14 protein-coding genes are annotated in these 18,280 nt (G+C 28.3%); 8 read left to right on the top strand and 6 right to left on the bottom strand.

The window, feature by feature from the left end; translation table 11 throughout:
* Positions 1-112: 112 nt before the first annotated feature.
* A complete protein-coding gene (locus tag KQ44_RS11975; protein ID WP_096737603.1) occupies positions 113-1,093 on the bottom strand; it encodes an alpha/beta fold hydrolase in 981 nt (326 codons plus the stop codon).
* A 352-nt stretch (positions 1,094-1,445) separates the two neighbouring features.
* Between KQ44_RS11975 and KQ44_RS11970 the strand changes: the two genes are divergently transcribed.
* The 3 genes from KQ44_RS11970 (at position 1,446) to mnmG (ending at position 5,826) form a co-directional block, all read left to right on the top strand.
* Positions 1,446-2,657: an MFS transporter gene (locus KQ44_RS11970; RefSeq protein WP_096737602.1), complete on the top strand. Its 1,212-nt coding sequence runs from the start codon at positions 1,446-1,448 to the stop codon at positions 2,655-2,657.
* Positions 2,658-2,702: 45 nt separating this feature from the next.
* A complete protein-coding gene (locus KQ44_RS11965) occupies positions 2,703-3,893 on the top strand; it encodes an MFS transporter (RefSeq protein ID WP_096737601.1) in 1,191 nt (396 codons plus the stop codon).
* Positions 3,894-3,975: 82 nt separating this feature from the next.
* Positions 3,976-5,826, top strand: a complete 1,851-nt coding sequence (gene mnmG / locus KQ44_RS11960; RefSeq protein WP_096737600.1) for a tRNA uridine-5-carboxymethylaminomethyl(34) synthesis enzyme MnmG — start codon at positions 3,976-3,978, stop codon at positions 5,824-5,826.
* Between the two features lie 73 nt (positions 5,827-5,899).
* Here mnmG and KQ44_RS11955 read toward each other — a convergent pair whose 3' ends face one another.
* The gene (locus tag KQ44_RS11955) at positions 5,900-6,130 is read right to left on the bottom strand and encodes a hypothetical protein (protein ID WP_096737599.1); all 231 of its coding nucleotides are present in this window, start codon (positions 6,128-6,130) and stop codon (positions 5,900-5,902) included.
* Between the two features lie 764 nt (positions 6,131-6,894).
* Here KQ44_RS11955 and KQ44_RS11950 point away from each other — a divergent pair.
* Complete coding sequence (locus tag KQ44_RS11950) at positions 6,895-7,569, top strand: SAM-dependent methyltransferase (RefSeq protein ID WP_096737598.1); 675 nt, start codon at positions 6,895-6,897, stop codon at positions 7,567-7,569.
* A 93-nt stretch (positions 7,570-7,662) separates the two neighbouring features.
* On the opposite strand, the gene KQ44_RS11945 is transcribed toward KQ44_RS11950, so the two are convergent.
* Complete coding sequence (locus KQ44_RS11945; protein WP_096737597.1) at positions 7,663-9,501, bottom strand: methyl-accepting chemotaxis protein; 1,839 nt, start codon at positions 9,499-9,501, stop codon at positions 7,663-7,665.
* A gap of 424 nt (positions 9,502-9,925) precedes the next feature.
* Here KQ44_RS11945 and KQ44_RS15625 point away from each other — a divergent pair, with 424 nt between their 5' ends.
* The 3 genes from KQ44_RS15625 to KQ44_RS11935 all read left to right on the top strand — a co-directional run bounded on the left by KQ44_RS15625 (position 9,926) and on the right by KQ44_RS11935 (position 12,081).
* Entirely contained in the window at positions 9,926-10,297 is a 372-nt protein-coding gene (locus tag KQ44_RS15625; RefSeq protein WP_346426128.1) for a YgjP-like metallopeptidase domain-containing protein, read from the top strand.
* A gap of 2 nt (positions 10,298-10,299) precedes the next feature.
* Positions 10,300-10,536, top strand: coding sequence for a M48 family metallopeptidase (locus KQ44_RS15620; protein ID WP_346426127.1), 237 nt, complete (start codon positions 10,300-10,302; stop codon positions 10,534-10,536).
* Positions 10,537-10,656: 120 nt separating this feature from the next.
* Entirely contained in the window at positions 10,657-12,081 is a 1,425-nt protein-coding gene (locus KQ44_RS11935; RefSeq protein ID WP_096737596.1) for a DUF4026 domain-containing protein, read from the top strand.
* 573 nt (positions 12,082-12,654) lie between these two features.
* On the opposite strand, the gene lon is transcribed toward KQ44_RS11935, so the two are convergent.
* The 3 genes from lon to KQ44_RS11920 form a co-directional block, all read right to left on the bottom strand.
* Positions 12,655-15,147 (bottom strand): endopeptidase La, encoded by a 2,493-nt coding sequence (gene lon / locus KQ44_RS11930; RefSeq protein WP_096737595.1) that lies wholly within the window; start codon positions 15,145-15,147, stop codon positions 12,655-12,657.
* Positions 15,148-16,099: 952 nt separating this feature from the next.
* A complete protein-coding gene (locus KQ44_RS11925) occupies positions 16,100-16,702 on the bottom strand; it encodes an L-threonylcarbamoyladenylate synthase (RefSeq protein WP_096737594.1) in 603 nt (200 codons plus the stop codon).
* Positions 16,703-16,707: 5 nt separating this feature from the next.
* The gene (locus KQ44_RS11920; RefSeq protein ID WP_096737593.1) at positions 16,708-17,730 is read right to left on the bottom strand and encodes a diguanylate cyclase; all 1,023 of its coding nucleotides are present in this window, start codon (positions 17,728-17,730) and stop codon (positions 16,708-16,710) included.
* A 177-nt stretch (positions 17,731-17,907) separates the two neighbouring features.
* On the opposite strand from KQ44_RS11920, the gene KQ44_RS11915 reads away from it, so the two are divergent.
* Complete coding sequence (locus tag KQ44_RS11915; RefSeq protein ID WP_240516627.1) at positions 17,908-18,273, top strand: AAA family ATPase; 366 nt, start codon at positions 17,908-17,910, stop codon at positions 18,271-18,273.
* The last annotated feature ends 7 nt before the right edge of the window (positions 18,274-18,280 follow it).

Genomic DNA, 18,280 nt, shown 5'->3' with positions numbered 1-18,280 from the left:
GAAGTTTGAAAAGAGCTGGTGAAATTGTAGAATAATAAGCAGTTTATAACTTCATCAATAAGTTATAAACTGCAAACTTTATAAATTTAAAAAAATTATTAGACAATTAGTACTAAAGATTTAGAGAAGTTAAAAACTCCAATTTCCTCTCACTCTGTTCATTGTCTCCTCCCTCATGCCCATTAAATGTATAAACATTAATAGATTTATCTCCCGCATAATTATTATAAGCGGCAAACACAGTTGAAGGCGGGCACAAAATATCCATAAGCCCAACTGAAAATAATGCTTTAACTTTAGACCTTTTTGCAAATAAAGCCCCATCAAAATATGATAAAGTATTAAAAGCAATTTTTTCATGCATTCTGTTTGTTTTGCAAAATCTTGCTATTTCATTATAAGGCAGTGTATCAGTAATAGTGCACGCTCTTTTATAGTCGCATAAAAAAGGAACATCTATCATAGCAGCTTCAATTTTTTCTTTAGTAAGAGACGATAAACCCAAAACAGCAAGAGATATTCCCCCGCCCTGACTTGTACCATTTATAGCTATTTTACCAGTCAAAGAATGTTCTTTTGCAGCCTCTATTGATTTAACAGCATCAACAAAAACTCTTCTATAATAATAATCTTTTTTATCAAGTATACCCATAGTAAGAAATCCGTCAGCATGAGGAGTAGAACCTATAGGGTCTGGAGTTGTTGCCCCATTTCCGCCTTCTGCCCCCTGCCCTCTTACCTCCATTACAAATACACTGTATCCTGCTGAAGGAAAAAGTAAATGCTTAATAGGATAATCTCTTCCTCCGCCATATCCTGGGTAGCACATTATACATGTTAGCTTTTGATTATTTTCTGAAGCATATTTAGGTGCTATATACCAACCGTTTATCTGATGCTTTAAATACCCATTAAAACTTACACTCCAAACATCAAATAATTTTAAATGTGTATCTATTAAGGTGTATTTAGCCTCTGTATTATGATTGTTTTCTTTTAAAGTATTATCCCAAAACTCATCAAAGTCCTTAGGCTCTTCGGATACACCTTTATATTTATAAAGTTCTTCCAAACTTAAATCAAAAAAAGCCATAATTAAAATCCTTATTAATTTTTAGTATAGTATAATTTCTCTTTTTTTCAATTATCTTTTTAGTATCTTTTGGTATACTTTTATATAACTTAACTTTAAAAAATTAATTCAAAAAAACATGTTAAACAAAAAATTATTTTTTATAGTATTGTTTTTTGATTTTTTATATCATAAATTAATAAAACATAAAATTAGCAGATAAAATATTACAAAAAAATAAAAAAATTCAAAATAGCTATATCAATTTTTTTTAAAAGATATATATTATTTTACAAAAGGGACACTATAAAGAGTGTCCCTTTTTTACTTTTAAAAAACTATGATAAAAAATAATATTTGTTAGGGTGTAAAAATGATAATTTTAATTTATTCTATGCCGTTTTTAATCTATTTATGTTCAAGCATATTCAGTACCGTTTTGGTTATTAATGCTTCAAAGATGGGAGCTGCTCCTTTTTTTATATCTATGCTTGGAGTTTCTTACGGCATGGGTATGATGATTACAGCTGGAATATTCTCTAAAATAAGAATACCCAAAAAATACTATACAAATTTAATATATATAGAAGCTGTAATGCAGATGATAATATCTGCTTTATGTCTTATATTTATGCCTATGGAAATGTCTATTTTTTATTCATTTTTATACGGCTGCAGCACTACCATATTTTTTGTATGCTTTCAGTCATCGCTTGATATAGTTTCAAAAGATCTGCCTATAAGATTAAGCGGAGCATTATTTATATTTTCTTGGTCTTTAGGTTTTGCACTAGGACCTTCTATTACTGGACTTATATATGATATAAATTATAAAATAGGTTTTTATATTGTTATAGCTATGAGCTTTATAATATTTATTTTCTTTTATTTATCTAGGCACTTGAGATTTAAAGCAAATAGAATAAAAAAATTCGACGAACCATTTATGAGAGCACCTAGATATAAAGTTTATATAGGCTGGCTTATAATATTTGTAGGTGCTTTGGTTCTTCATACTTTAAGATTTATGTTTCTTGATTACGCAATAAAAGAGGCTGGGCTTTCTGAGGCTAAAGCTTCAATACTTGTAGGAAGTTTATCTGCTTTTATGGCTGTTGGTACTTTAGCTGGATCTTTTTATTTAAGATTTTTAGAGAAAAAAAGAGTATTTACAATCATAGGGCTTCTTGCCCCTATAGCTTTAACATTAATATTAATAAGCAAAAATTTTTATGTATTTATAGTAGCATTTATGTTTTTAGGACTTGTTAGCGGATTTGGATACTTCTTTGGTCTTTACTATGCTTTGGCAGATCAGGAAAACTCATCTTCAAATGTTGCTGTAAATGAGGCATTAACTGGGGTTGCTGCTTTAGTTATCCCTTTCAGTGTAGGATACTTAGCTTCGCATTATTCATACTTTGCGGGTTTTTTATTTATGATGATAGTATCTTTAATATGCTATATTGCTGCAATAGTGATAATGTATAACAAAAGAAAAGCAGAAGTATTATTTAAAGAAAAATTAAATAATAATGATGAAAAAATAGAAAACAGAATAATAAAACAATCAAATATGCAGTGAATATTCTCTGCATAAAAAACAATTATTAATTAGAGGTTAAATAAAATGATTATTTTAGTTTATTCAATGCCTTTTCTAATTTATCTATGTTCAAGCATCTTCAGTACAGTTTTAGTTATTAATGCTTCCAAAGCAATGGCAACACCATTTTTTATATCATTAATAGGTGTTTCATACGGTACTGGTATGATGATAAGTGCAAGTATATTTTCTAAGTTTAAAATACCAAAGAGAATATATCCTAAAATATTGTATGCAGAATCATGTTCTCAAATAGTAATATCTATATTGTGTTTAATATATTTAAAAAATGAGATGGTGCTTTTATATTCATTTTTATTTGGTGCTAATGTAACGGCATTTTTTGTATGCTTTCAGTCTTTGCTTGATTCTGTTTCCAAAGATTTGCCTATAAGAATAAGCAGCGGACTTTTTATATTTTCTTGGACTTTGGGGCTTGCTGTAGGACCTATTGTTACTGGCTTTATATACAAACTAAATCCAAATATAGGTTTTATGATTGTTATAGCTATGAGTATTTTAATATTTACTTTTTTCTATATGTCAAGGCATTTGCATTTAAAAGCCAATCGCCATAAATGGGAAGAGCCTTTTATGAGAGCTCCTAGATACAAGGTATATATAGGCTGGCTTATAATATTTGTTGGTGCGGCTGTTCTTCATACTTTAAGATTTATGTTTCTTGATTATGGTATTAAAGAGGCTGGACTTTCTGAATCTAAAGCTGCAATGCTTGTGGGAAGTTTATCTGCTTTTATGGCTATAGGTGCTTTATTTTCTGCATTTTATTTAAGGTCTTTAGAAACAAAAAGAGTATTTACTGTAGTAGGATTATTAACTCCTGCTGCTCTTACATTGATACTTATAACTAAAAATTTTTGGATATTTTTAATCGCGTTTATGTTTTTAGGTTTTGTAAGCGGATTCGGATATTTCTTTGGACTTTACTATGCTTTAGCCGATCAAGAAAACGCTACTGCTAATGTAGCAGTTAATGAGGCTCTTACTGGAATAGCTGCTTTAATAATACCTTTTGCTGTAGGATATCTAGCTTCTAACTTTTCATATTTTATCTCATTTTTATTTATGATGATAGTCTCTTTAATATGCTACTCTATAGCTATATATATAATGTGGCAGAAAAAGAGAACGGCACTTCTTAAAGAGAAGTTTAAAAAACTTATAGAAGAAGCAGATGAACAGTATGAAAAATAAAAATTATATATTATTATTCGTTTTGACAATATAATGATTTTAATATATTATTTTCCAATCAAGTTTGTTAAAGAGAGTATATATGAATAATAAATATGATGTTATAGTTGTAGGGGCAGGTCATGCAGGAATAGAGGCTGCACTCTCATCTGCAAGACTGGGTATGAATACGCTTATTATATCTATCAATCTTGATACTATAGGTCAAATGTCATGCAATCCTTCTATAGGAGGTGTTGCTAAAGGCACCATTGTTAAAGAGATAGATGCTTTAGGCGGAGAGATGGGGCTTTTAATAGATAAAACTATGATGCAGTTTAGAATGCTTAATAGAAGTAAAGGTAAAGCTGTATGGGCACCAAGAGCTCAGGCTGATAAATACGCATATAAGGAAGAAGCTGCTAAAACTCTTTATGCTCAAAATAATCTTACACTTCATCAGGATATAGTAACAGAAATAGTAGTTGAAAATAATGTTCTTAAAGGATTAAAAACAGAAAGAGGCAGAGAGTATGAATGTAATGCTGTAATTCTCACTACAGGAACATTTTTAAACGGACTTATTCATATAGGAACATATCAAAAACAAGCTGGACGCATAGGAGAGCTTCCTGCTATAGGACTTTCTGATAATTTAAGGACTTTAGGGCTTGAAGTAGGAAGATTAAAAACTGGTACTCCTGCAAGAGTGGATTATAATTCTATTAATTTTGATATATTAGAGATACAAAAAGGCGATGAGCAAATAGTACCTTTTTCTTTTTTAGATGATAGTATTAATATAGTTCAGGAGCCTTGTTATATAACATACACTGATACTAATATTCATAAACTTATACAAGACAATATACATTTATCCCCAATGTACAGCGGAGTTATTACTGGAATAGGTCCGAGATACTGCCCTAGTATAGAGGATAAAGTTGTAAGATTTGCAGATAAGCCTAGACATCAGCTTCATTTAGAGAGAGAAAGCTATAGAACTAATGAAGTTTATATAAACGGTTTCTCTTCAAGTTTACCAGAAGAGGTACAGATAAAGATGATAAGAGCATTAAAAGGGCTTGAAGAGGTAAAGATATTAAAGCCTGCTTATGCTGTAGAGTATGATTATGTAAATCCTATAGAATTAAAGCCTACACTAGAAACTAAAAAAATAGAAGGCTTATTTTTAGCAGGACAAATTAACGGAACAAGCGGATATGAAGAAGCTGCTTGTCAGGGTTTAATGGCTGGAATAAATGCAGCATTAAAAATTAAAAAAGAATCTCCATTCATACTTAAAAGAAGTGACGGATATATAGGCGTTTTGATAGATGATTTAACGGCTAAAGGAACTAAAGAGCCTCATAGAATGTTTACTTCGCAGGCAGAACATAGAATGCTTTTAAGACAGGATAATGCAGATGAAAGACTTACAGAACTTTCTTATAATATAGGGCTTGCAAGTAAAGAAAGACTTGATAAAGTAAGAGATAAAAAAAGAAAAACTCAAATACTTGTGGAATATTTAAATAAACGCACACTCACTCAAAAAGAAGCAGAAGATTTGGGATTTACAAAAGAGGCTAAAGAATACAGAAGCATGACATTATCTTCTATAATAAAGCGTCCTGAATGCGGTATTGATATGCTTGTGTCTTTGATAGATGATAATTATAATAAAGACGTTTTAAATAATGCAGAAATATATATTAAATATGAAGGATATATTGCAAGGTATTTAAACGAAATAAAAGACATTGAAAAGTATGAAAACATGCTCATACCAGAAGATTTTGATTATTCTAGTTTGAAAAGTGTAAAGATAGATGCTATAAATAAATTAAAGCAGTACAAGCCTTATAATATATCGCAGGCACTAAGAATACCAGAAGTGGATAAATCAGTTGTACATATTCTTATATTAGCCCTTACAAACAAGAAGAAATAATTTATAAAAAAACTGCTCTATAATATTTATCTAAATATATATAAAGCAGTTTTCATTATTTAATTATTAAATATTAATTTCTTGTTAAAGTTCCTGTAATAATATCATCAAGCGTAATACTTTGTCCTTGATAATTAACAGTAGCTTTTCCTTTTACATCTGCTGAATTATTATCTTTGAATGTTATTGTCATATCAATTTCTCCTGTAAATCCCTGAGTGCTATCACTTATATCTTGTTTTATAGTATATACATTATTAGATGTAGTTTGTATTTGATCTTTTGTTATAGTTTCATTACCCATAGTTATAGATCCGTCTTCATTTATAGTCCAAACTGCTTCTTGAGGTGTTTCACTTGATGTTTCAGGATCTTTAACTGTACCTTTAAAATTCCAAGTTCCTGCATACTGTTCTACACCTTTATTAGTATTATTTGGGTCTGTATTATTATTTTTACAGCTTACAGACCAAAAAAATAATAGAAATAATTGAAAATAGTTTTTTATTCATTTTTCACACCTTTAATTAAAATTTAATAAATAAAACATAAATAATTAGTAAATGAAAAAAGTAAATCTTATTTTTTATAATTTTTTTATATGTTTAATATATACCCAGACAAATACAGTTTGTCAAAATTAATTTTTTTAATTTGGATATTTGTGTAGTTTCATAGTCGTGCAGTGCCACAATTTCTTTTGCCGTCCGACTTTATGCTATTTATAAGTTATAATTACATTTATAAACAACTAAAATTTGACAAATTATAGTTATTTAGGTATATACTGAAAATTCTTAAGTTTATCACTTTTTTGTTCAACTTTTTCTCCTTATCTTTGTGATTTTCTCCAAAAGTTACTGCCGCAACAATACCTAACACTACTTCCTTCGACCGAAGGCGGACTTCATCTCGAGTACTTCCTCACTTCGTTTGGTTGTGTTGACATTCGATAATGGTGTATAATAGGTCATGATAAGCGTCCTGAACTAGATGAGTGAAATCTCGCTGTTGACAAACTTAAAAATTTTTAGTATAAACTAATCATCACTTAAAAAAGGAATTTTTATGCTTACAGTTTATATAGCAGCAAGAGATATAGGAAATTATAAAGATAATACAGAAAGATTAAGAGAAGTATTAATAGAAAGTGATATTATATTAGTTGAAAGTTTCAGAGAAGCAACAACACTTTTTAAAGCACTGAACATAAAAAAAGAAAAAGAATCATTAATAGAGTTTAGCGAGCATACCAAAAAGTCTAAAGATATTGATGATATAATAACAAAAATCATAAACTGCCGCACTGTTACTCTCATAAGCGACTGCGGAACTCCAGTTTTGGAAGACCCTGGAAGACTCCTTCTTGAATACTGCTACTCTCATAATATAAAAGTACGCCCTGTAGCAGGAGTGAGCAGTGTTACAGCAGCAATTATGTGCCTGCCTTTTAATTTTAAAGAGTTTTACTATGCAGGGCTTTTACCTCGTGATGACAGAGAAAGAGAAAAAAAATTAATGTATTTAAAAAAATTAAATGTTCCAGTTATTATTTTAGATACTCCATACAGACTTAATAAAGTTTTAAATGCTGTAAAAAAAGTCTATTCAAAAGAAAAAGAGGTGGCATTATGTCTGGACATTACAACAGATAATGAAGAGATTGTAATAGACACTATAAACAATATATGCATAAAATATCAGGATAATAAAAGACGTGAGTTTGTACTTGTTATAAGCTGATATTAAAAATTATGAAAATGAGAAATAAAAAACGTCTGATAATAATTACCAGACGCTTTTTATTTTTTATAATTAAATTAATTAAATACTATATTATTTTAATTTAAAGAAGCTCATAGCATCTTCAAGCTCTCTAGCTTCATTTAATAATGATTCCGCTGCTGATGATGACTGTTCTACTAAAGCAGCATTTTGCTGTGTTACTGTATCCATCTGAGACACCGCTATATTTACCTGATCTACTCCAGACTGCTGTTCTATTGCTGTTTCGCTTATATCACGCATTATATTTGAAGTCTCTTCCAATTTTTTCTCCAAATCTTCAAATATCTGCTGAGATTCTTTTGCTTTTTCTGCCGACTTACTAATTTTTTCATAAATTACATCAATAAGATTTGTTATATCTTTAGCTGAAGTTTGAGAGTTCTGTGCCAAGTTTCTTACTTCGCTTGCTACTACAGCAAAACCTTTACCCTGTTCTCCTGCTCTAGCTGCTTCTACTGCTGCATTAAGAGCTAATATATTAGTCTGAAAAGCAATGCCCTCTATAACTTTTGTAATATTTTTTATTTTTTCACTATCTTCACTTACTTCTTCTATACTTTTAGTTGTTTCTTCTATGATGAGACCAGCATTTTTTATAGAATCCATAGACTCTTTCATCATATTATTTCCTTCTACAGAATGCGAAGTTGATGATTTTATTGTAGAAGCCATCTCTTCCATAGAAGAAGCTGTTTGTTCAAGACTTGCAGCCTGAGATTCTGTTCTTTTAGATAAGTCAGCATTACCATTTGCAAGCTCCTGTGCTGCATAAGTAATCTTTTCAGAAGAAGTGTTCACCTGTGAAATAATTTCTGTTAATTTCTTACGCATATTGCCAAATGATTCAAATAATATACCAAGCTCATCTTTTCTTTTATGTTCATTAGCAGCATAAGTTAAATTTCCTTCTTCTATTTCTTTAGCTTCTTTTATAATACTTCCTAAATGTCCCATAAGTCTTTTTATAAAGAGATATACAAAGATTGTTAATAACACAATAGCAACTAATGCCACTATAGAACTAATTAGTATTAATTGCCTATTTACAGCATAAATTTCACTGTCAAACATACTCATAGCAATAACCCAATTCATAGTTTTCATTTTATAATATGAACCTGTTCTATTTGCATTTGAATATGTATATGATAATTTTCCATTCTCTGAATTGCTTTCAAATGCTTTTTTATAATCCCCAACTACCGAGCCGCCTATTTGATCATATAATGTATCCATCATATCTGTCAATCTTGAATCTATTGCTAATATTCTTCCGCTTTCTCCAAGTGTTATATCAGAAAAATATGTGTCATGTATAAGTTTCCAGTCTATGATAACAAAGGCATAACCTATTAATTTTCCGCCATTATCTTTTATTCCGCCACCTATAGCTATGGAGTAAACCCCTGTATCTTTAGACTTTACAAGATCATCATCATAAGTAAATTTACCGCTGTTTGATTGTAATTTTGTCCATAAAGTAGGTCTTCTTTCAGCCATATTTCCAGTTGTATTTCCTACCGCATCCATAACAACATTACTATCCAAATCAGTGATTATTGTATTTATAGAATAATTATTAACTGTATTAATATGTTTTAGAGCATTAAGAAGTTCTGACAAATTTTGCTCGCTTCTATTTACAACAGCATTAATAACAGCAGGCATTACAGAATAAGTTTCAGCAAGAGAAATTTGACTTATCATTATAGAATCAAATAATTTAGCATATGCTTGTACAGTGTTATCAAAACCTTCAAATCGGCTTTTGCTTATTCCGATATTTGCAAAATTTACTGCTATCAAAAGAATAATCACTATAAGTGCTACCGATATTAATGATATTATAGCAGGTATTCTGAAAGATAAACTATGTATTTTTTTCATAATAAACTCCAATTATAAATAAAACAATTTTTTAAATTTCAAAAAATATTTAACTATCGATTATATAATATAAATAAATAAAGTATATACATTATTAATGTTTTAATCGTTATTTTTTAAAGTTTTTTTAAAATAAAATGTTTTTTTCATAATAAAAATTAATTTTTTTTGACACTTTTTTAAAAGTTTTATATATTATATATATCAATAGAATTGATTTGTATCTAATTTTATAAATTTTTTTCTTCATAATTTACCTTAATAGCGGACATAATTTTATGTCCGCTGAGTTTTTTTTAATACTTTTATTATTACAAAATATTTTTTACAATAATATATAAACATAATTTTTTAATATAAAATGAATAAAATAATAATAGAATACAAAAAAATAAAAAACATTTATATAAGAGTTAAGCAAGATTTGAATATATACGTAACAGCCCCAAAAAGAGTTTCAAAAAAATATATATATGAGCTTATAGCAAATAGAAAAGATTGGATTGAAGAGAAAAGGGAAAGCATAAAAAAGAAAAATTTATATGACATAAGCAAAAAAGAATTAATAGACGGAGATAAAATATACTATCTTGGAAAATGTTATGACTTAAATATATTAAAATCAAAAAAAGAAAACATCATAATAAATGCCAAAATTATTTATATGTATGTTAATATAAAAGAAGATGAAAAGTTTATAGATGCTAATAGTAAAAGAAAATATAAACTGCTTGAAACTTGGTATAAAGAAGAAGCATTAAAATTGTTTGACACTCTTTTAAAAAATATTGTTTAATTATGTCTCTTGAAATAAAAGGTTTCAGCATAAAAAAATTGAAAAGCAAATGGGGCTCATGCGACACCTTAAAAAAACATATTACACTAAACTTAGAACTTATGAAATACCCTATTATAGTTTCAGAGTATATAATAATTCATGAACTAGCCCATCTTATAGAGGCAAATCACAGTAAAAAATTCTATGAAATTATAAAAAAATACATGCCTGAATACAAAAAAGTAAAAAAATACTAAATACTTTTTTTTAATGATTTTTATGAATTAAAACTATTGAAAAAAATATGATTTATACTATACTTAAAAACACTATTTAAGTTAAACATTAATTTTAACAAGTTTATGAGGTAAGATATAATGGATTATAATGAAAAATTATACAATGTATTTTCAAACGGAGAACAAAGACTAGAATCATGGATGGCAGCAGTATTTTCAAAAGAGTATGATCATAATGTTAGCATCGATGAAGTGAGAGAAATACTTTCTGAATCTGATGAGTATATGGTTTTAGAATTTGAAGAGATAGAAAAAAGTAATTTTATAAGAGATAAATCAAAATGGGAAATATCTGTTAAACTTCAGTATTTGCCTATGGTAATGGATGAAAGTCATCATGATTGCGGCTGCGGAGGTAATTGTGAAGATAGTGAATGCAGCTGTTCTCATTCTCATAACGATGAAGAAAGTGAAGAAGAGAATAATGATGAGCTTAGCTTTTATATTGCTTTGGTTGATGCTTCATCGGTTACAGAGAATGTACCTGAAATATTTTCAGTAAACACTGTAAGAGAACAAGACTATAATGAAGCATGTGAATGCCAATATGCAATACATGTATCCACAACATTTGATAACTTTCCTCTCACAGACTATCAAAGACAATTAAAATTCTTAGATAGCTTAGTTCCTGAAGCCTCTATATTTTTGGATATGTCATGCTACACTGCTCATTCAGGAGATTGGCTTTCATATACATCTACATTTGCATTGCCTGCTTCGTTAGATTATCTTTATACTATACATGCTGTTTATGATGATGATAAAGATCCAAACAAAGTAGAGTATTGGTTTCATACACATGGGCTTTACAGAGTAGGTTCTATAGAACTTGAAATAGTAGGAGTTGAAGATTCAAATGCTTCTTATGGGGCACTTCTAAATACATGTGCTAAAATGTTTATAGAAAGAGGAGTTCCAGATGCAGGTTTTAAATTCAATCCTGCTTATAATGTTTATGTATGCTGGTTTCCTTGGCAGGAGGCATTAAAAAAACTGAATATTGCTGATGATGTTTCTGGAAGTGCTAAAGACAGAAATGATGGAGTGCATAATACTCCTTCTGGTATACTAGTTGCTGTAGATAAAGACGGTAATTATCATTCTCTTGACTATTATAAAAAAGAACTTACTGATAATCCTATGTTTATGATGAGCTATTTTGAAACTTCGCTTATGAGAGAAGCTGCTTTTGAAAAATTGGAATATTTCTTAGAATTACTAAACAAAAATAAAGGCGATGAAAAAACTTCTTTTTTGGTAAAACTAGGATATGGAGAAACTGAAGAGAATCCTAATGATTTGGAGCATTTATGGTTTGATGTTCATGATTTTACTGATGACGGATATTTTGACGCCACTTTAATCAATGAGCCATACAAAGATTTAGGTATGCATGAAGGTGACAGAGGAATGCATAGTATAGAAAGACTTACTGACTGGACCATATATTCAGAAGAAGGAGAATACAATTCAAGAAATATTTATTTATTATTTGAATAAGTATTTTTTATAAAGATAAGTACCTTATAAAACAATGAGCTTTAATAGGCTCATTATTTTTTATAAATATAAATTTTTGAGTATATTATTATACTTTTTTCAAAAGTACTTGATGAGGTTATATACTTAAAATCTTTAAATTTGTCAAAAATATATTTTTAAATTTTATTTGTGGGACTAGACCTATGCTATTCCATACCTTAAGCAACCCCAACTTATTTTGCTGTCTAGAACCTACTAAGTTGTGCCTCATATTAAGTACTACTTTACAAGAAGCAAAAGGACTGCATTTTCAACTGAAATATAGTTATTATAACATATTTTAAACCTGTATTATTAATAGTACAACTTATCATTATTATAAACAACTAAAATTTGATAAATTATAGTTGTTTAAGTATATATTAAAATATAATGGTATGACTTAATATTATTTATAATTTTGCACTTTTTATAAAAATATCTAAGCTATAAAAGTTACAAATAATATAAAATTATTAAACTTAGTTTTTTATATAAAAGAGTCTTTAAGTGAAATACTTTAAAGACCCTTTTAATATTTTTAAAAGCTAATTATTTTTTATTTATTATTTTTTTAGTTTTTTCTTTTTGGACTTCTTTATTTATCTTATTTAATTTAAACATAAAATCAAAAACTTCTTCCACACTTTTTACTGGGTGAAAAGTTAAACCTTTTTTCACATTATCAGGTATCTCGTCCAAATCCCTAATATTTTCATAAGGTATAATTATATGTTTTATAAACCCTAGTCTTTTTGCAGCTATAGTTTTTTCTTTTAATCCGCCTATAGGAAGTACCTTACCATTTAGAGAAAGCTCTCCTGTCATAGCGGTATCATTTCTTATAACTTTATTCATAGCAAGTGAAAGCAAAGCAGTAGCCATAGTAATACCTGCTGAAGGTCCGTCTTTAGGAGTAGCACCTTCTGGTATATGAAGATGTATTACAGCATCATTAAAGTAATTTTCATTTACACCATAGTTTTGGGCAACACTTCTTACATGACTATATGCTATCTGTACACTTTCTGTCATAACATCGCCAAGCTGTCCTGTTACATTGATAGTGCCTGAATCTTTTTTTTCGGATACTCTTATAGATTCTATTGTAAGAGTAGCACCTCCCATAGAAGTCCAAGCAAGCCCTATAGCATTACCTGGTTTTAAATCTCTCTCAGTGAAATCTTCTGTAAATATAGGCTTTTTCAAATACTTTTCCAAATCTTTATCATCTATTGTAATATCATAAGATGTTTTGTTATTTGAAACTATATCAGCGGCTATTTTTCTGCATATTCTCTCTATTCTTCTTTCAAGGTTCCTTACTCCAGCCTCTCTTGCATATCCTTCTATTATGCTGCTTATAGCTTTACTTGTAAACTTTATATTTTTTATATCAAGCCCATTTGCTTTAACTTGTCTTGGTATAATATATTTTGAAGCTATTTTTAATTTCTCTTCCATGATGTATCCAGAAAGTCTTATAACTTCCATTCTGTCAAGAAGAGGTCTTGGTATAGTATCAAGAGTATTCGCTGTAGTGATGAAAAGAACATTAGACAAATCAAAAGGCAAATCGAGATAATGATCCCTAAAAGATGAATTTTGCTCTGGGTCTAAAACTTCAAGTAATGCACTAGAAGGATCCCCCTGAAAACTCGTACCCAATTTATCTATTTCATCAAGCATAAGTACTGGATTTTTTACCTTTACTATTTTTAAAGCCTCTATAATTTTACCTGGCATTGCTCCTATATATGTTCTTCTATGACCTTTAATTTCAGCTTCATCACGCATTCCTCCTAAAGAAAATCTAAAGAAAGGTCTGTTTAATGCTTCAGCAATACTTTTTCCTATAGAAGTTTTACCCACTCCAGGAGGACCTACAAAACATAATATTGAAGATTTTTTATCTGGATTTAATTTTCTTACAGCCAAAAATTCGTATATTCTCTCTTTAACATCTTCAAGTCCGTAATGATCTCTGTCTAATATCTTTTTACTTTTATCTATATCTTCTCTTTCTTTATTTTCTTTATTCCAAGGTAAAGCAAATAAAGTGTCTAAATAGTTTTTTGATACTGTATATTCTGGAGAATGTGTATCTATTGAAGAAATTTTCTCTATTTCACTTTGCATTCTCTCTTTTACTTCTTCTACAACATCAAGTTCTTCAAGAGCTTTTTTATATTTTTCTATATCTCTTTGTTTTGGATCAGTATCATATCCTAATTCTTTCTTTATTTCTTTTAATTGTTCTTTTAAGAAAAAGTCTCTCTGCTGTTTTTGAACCTTAGCATTAATACTTCCCTGTATTTTTTGCTGTATTTTGGTTATTTCGCTTTCTTTTTGAAGCAGTAAAAGAACCTTTTCCAAACGATCTTGAACATCAAAAGTTTCAAGTATCTCCTGCTGACTTGCCCTGTCGGCATTTATCATAGAAGTAACAAAGTCTGATAATTTACCAGGGTCATCTACATTTACCATAGTAAGACGCATCTCTTCTGTAAATAGAGGATTATTTTCACTTATAGACTTAACCTCTGAAAGCAAAGCTCTAGTATATGCTTTTATCTCTTTGGAATCTTTATCACCATGGAATGAATCTTCTATATACAAAGGCTCTGCTCTTATTACTGGGTCTGTAGTTGTAAATCTTATTATTTTATATCTTTTAATAGAATTAATAAGAAGATTAAGTCCCCCGTCTGGAAGATTAAGTTTTTTAAATACTTTTACTACAACACCTACTTTATAGATATCATCTACAGAAGGTATTTTTTTGTCTGGAGGATTATCTGATATATATAAATTAAGCCCTAAAAAACCATCATTTTCTGCTATAGCCTTATTTACAGCCTCTGCATGCTGCGGAGGTATTGGAAATGGAGCATAAAGACCTGGAAACAATGGTTTTCCCATTACTGGTATAATTATAAGTCTTCTTGGTAATTTGTCTTCCACTATAGAAACCGTATTATCCTCTTTTTTATTTTCTTTATTATCGCTATTTTTATCTATATCTTTATTTAATTCATCACTCATTTAATGCTCCTTATATACTGATCATTATTCTTAATAACAATTATTAAAACATATCATACTATTTTTATTTACTAATATAAATAATAAAAAATATTTTATAATTTTAAATTCATGCAAGAAACATACCAAAAATAGTCTAAAAATTACCTCATAATGCGGGTAAACTATAAAAAATAAAATACTTATATATTAAATATGTTTAATAATAAAACAGCATATAAAATAAATATGTAGAAATTTCATTCATATTTTATTAAAAAAATTTTCTTTTTATACAAAAAATACAGATTGTTGTATTAAGTATTAAAATTTTTTGTCTTATTCCTGCTTTCACTTTATATTTAATAATTTATTTTCAAATTTCTGATTTTTTCTTAATTTTATTATATTTATTAAAAATATATCAGCCTGCACAATATGTGAATTTGTTATTGAATTAAAATTTTATTTTCAGATATAAATGAGCTAATAAACGCTTCTAAGAAAATATGTTAATCTGTTAAAGATAAATAAAATTTATTTTATTATATATAAAAAATATAATATTAAAAAATATTTTATATGTAAAATATTAATATATTTTACATATAAAGTCTTGATATAAAATGTATTTTCATATATAATTTACTCAATTAATTGGAGAATGAAGGTGTAAATCCTAGCTGGTACGCAGCCGTAAGGTTATATATTTTTTGTAAATATAACAAAGTCAGGTCACCTAATATTAAAAATAATCAAATCGAGTGCAATAGGTTATATATGGGACTCCCTTATAAAGTTTATAAGAATTTTATTTAAAGGAGGATTTCACTTTATAATGTATTTGAATATCTTTATATAAACCTTTTATAAATATGAAAACTCAATTAATTCTCATACATAAATAAACCAAATATCTAAAATGGGGGAATGTGTAAAAACGTTCCCTCAAAAATTTTAAATCAAAAAATATTTATGATTCGATGTTTAAATGAACATTTCCCTGACGAAGTATTTTATTTTGTAAACAATCATATAATGTTGAAGGTATTTTATTTTCAAGTATTCCAGCATTGATTATTAAATCGGCTTTATCTTTATAGAGTTCTGCAAGTTTGTTACCATCAAGTATCTCACCTGCACCGCTAGGATTGGCAGAAGGAGCTACAAGAGGTTTGGTATTGTTTAATATAAGCTGCATGTATTTATCTTTAGGTACTCTTAAGGCCGCTGTATTTTTTAGATATAAAAAATTTTCTTTTAATGATTCCGATAAAGGCATAATAAATGTAAGCTCACCTGGTATATTTTTTTTTACTATATCAGGTATTTCCATTTGAGAGAAGTATTTAGAAGATTCGGGGTTTTTTATTAGTATTAAAAATGGTTTATTTTTTTCTCTTTCTTTTATCTGGTATATACGTTCAACAGCTTCCTTATTAAAGGCATCAGCAAGCATCCCGTAAACTGTGTCAGTTGGAGATACAACTATTCCTCCTTTATTTATAACCTTTGAAGCTTCATATGCAGCATATTGGATACTTTCTTCGCTGTTTTTATCGAGATTAATTATCATAAAATTTACCTTTTAATAAGTGTAGGGTGTACAAATAAACTAGCATATCCTCTTCTTTTTGCATTATGAAGAGCTAAAAGTACTGGAGCTATTTCTTTATCCATACCCTCTATATGATAATTCTTTTTGTAGGCTGTGTATGATATTCCAACAGATATTGTGTATTTAATTATCATGCCGTTATATTCTAATTCATTTTTATCTACAAAGTTTCTTATCTCATCAACTTTTTTATCATATAATTTTATATTCATTCTATTGAAAGCTACCATAAATTGGTTATTATCAAATCTGGCGATTATGTCTTCTCTTCTAGTAGTTCTTCTTAGAACTTCTGTAAATTTTAACATAATTTCTTCAGCTGCTATAATTCCAAATTCATTAATAATATTATCAAGTCCGTCTATAGAAAAGCAAGCTAAAACAATAGTTTCTTCATGTCTTACAGTTTCATAAAGCAGTCTTGTAAATTGTTCATAAAACTCTTTTTTGTTCCAAAGACCAGTTTCCAAATCTATATTTAGAATATCATCATATTTTTTTTGAGCTTCTTTATATGACTGATAATTTCTGTTTGAAACTTCTGTCATATCGTTTAGAGAGTTTTGAAGATAATCGGCCTGCTTAATTAATTTCTGATGTTCTATATATAGTTTTCTGTATTTAAGGCAGCTATTCACTCTTACGATTAACTCCATTTCATCGAAAGGTATAAATATAAGTCCGTCAATACCAAGATTCAATGCTTCTTCAATAAACTCCATCTTTCTGTAAGGGGTGCTTAAAAGGACAATCGGAGTTCCTTTTGTAGAATCCTGATTTTTAAAAGTATCGAGAAGCTGAAGTCCCTGCGAATCTCCTATATCGGCATCTAAAAGTATTAGGTCTAATGTACTTTCATTCGATATATTAACAGCCTGCGAACGTGATTTTGTAGCTATAGGATTATAATGTCTAGCCCTTAAAATATCAACAAATCTATCTAATAGGTCTGTTCTATGTTCTACTACTAAAATATTTTCATTCATAATTAAATTACATCTTCAAAATATATAAATATTATATTAAAGTATCGTAAATTTATAGAATATATTGAATAAAAAATAGGCTCATATAGTTTTATAAACTTGACAAAATATGCATGTTTGTAATATAATAATTTCCGAAAATATGAGAAAATATAATAATTTACAGTTATGTTAAATATGCAGGAAAAAAATATAAAATACCCAACTATTTATGTAAAGAATTTTGCCAAAATCAAAGAGGCAGAAATAGAGTTATCGCCATTTACACTTTTTGTAGGCGATAACAATAGCGGAAAAACTTATTTATCAACATTAATCTATGGTTTAATAAAATATACTTCTAAAATAATATACGATATATTTGAATATACTGATGAGATTAAAAATTCAGAAGAATATAAAAAAGTAATAAATCTCATCAATGATATAATTGATAAAAATGAAGAAGTTGATTTGACTTTAGAAAATAAAGAAGATTTTATAAAATTATTTAATTTATTATTAAATAGTTATTCTAGTAAAGTAACAAATTATATATTTTAATTTCTTT

The sequence above is a fragment of the Brachyspira sp. G79 genome (assembly GCF_002379365.1).
Classification (GTDB): domain Bacteria; phylum Spirochaetota; class Brachyspiria; order Brachyspirales; family Brachyspiraceae; genus Brachyspira.
This window is presented reverse-complemented; position numbering and strand designations above follow the sequence as displayed.

What these genes read in the sequence shown, in the direction of transcription:
- KQ44_RS11965 (WP_096737601.1), top strand. Translation starts at nt 2,703, where the DNA reads ATGATTATTTTAGTTTATTCAATGCCTTTTCTAATTTATCTATGTTCA.
- KQ44_RS11935 (WP_096737596.1), top strand. Translation starts at nt 10,657, where the DNA reads ATGGATTATAATGAAAAATTATACAATGTATTTTCAAACGGAGAACAA.
- KQ44_RS11925 (WP_096737594.1), bottom strand. Translation starts at nt 16,702, where the DNA reads ATGATAATTAATCTCGATAAAAACAGCGAAGAAAGTATCCAATATGCT.
- KQ44_RS11950 (WP_096737598.1), top strand. Translation starts at nt 6,895, where the DNA reads ATGCTTACAGTTTATATAGCAGCAAGAGATATAGGAAATTATAAAGAT.
- KQ44_RS11915 (WP_240516627.1), top strand. Translation starts at nt 17,908, where the DNA reads ATGCAGGAAAAAAATATAAAATACCCAACTATTTATGTAAAGAATTTT.
- lon (WP_096737595.1), bottom strand. Translation starts at nt 15,147, where the DNA reads ATGAGTGATGAATTAAATAAAGATATAGATAAAAATAGCGATAATAAA.
- KQ44_RS11955 (WP_096737599.1), bottom strand. Translation starts at nt 6,130, where the DNA reads ATGGGTAATGAAACTATAACAAAAGATCAAATACAAACTACATCTAAT.
- KQ44_RS11970 (WP_096737602.1), top strand. Translation starts at nt 1,446, where the DNA reads ATGATAATTTTAATTTATTCTATGCCGTTTTTAATCTATTTATGTTCA.
- KQ44_RS11945 (WP_096737597.1), bottom strand. Translation starts at nt 9,501, where the DNA reads ATGAAAAAAATACATAGTTTATCTTTCAGAATACCTGCTATAATATCA.
- KQ44_RS11975 (WP_096737603.1), bottom strand. Translation starts at nt 1,093, where the DNA reads ATGGCTTTTTTTGATTTAAGTTTGGAAGAACTTTATAAATATAAAGGT.
- mnmG (WP_096737600.1), top strand. Translation starts at nt 3,976, where the DNA reads ATGAATAATAAATATGATGTTATAGTTGTAGGGGCAGGTCATGCAGGA.
- KQ44_RS15620 (WP_346426127.1), top strand. Translation starts at nt 10,300, where the DNA reads ATGTCTCTTGAAATAAAAGGTTTCAGCATAAAAAAATTGAAAAGCAAA.
- KQ44_RS11920 (WP_096737593.1), bottom strand. Translation starts at nt 17,730, where the DNA reads ATGAATGAAAATATTTTAGTAGTAGAACATAGAACAGACCTATTAGAT.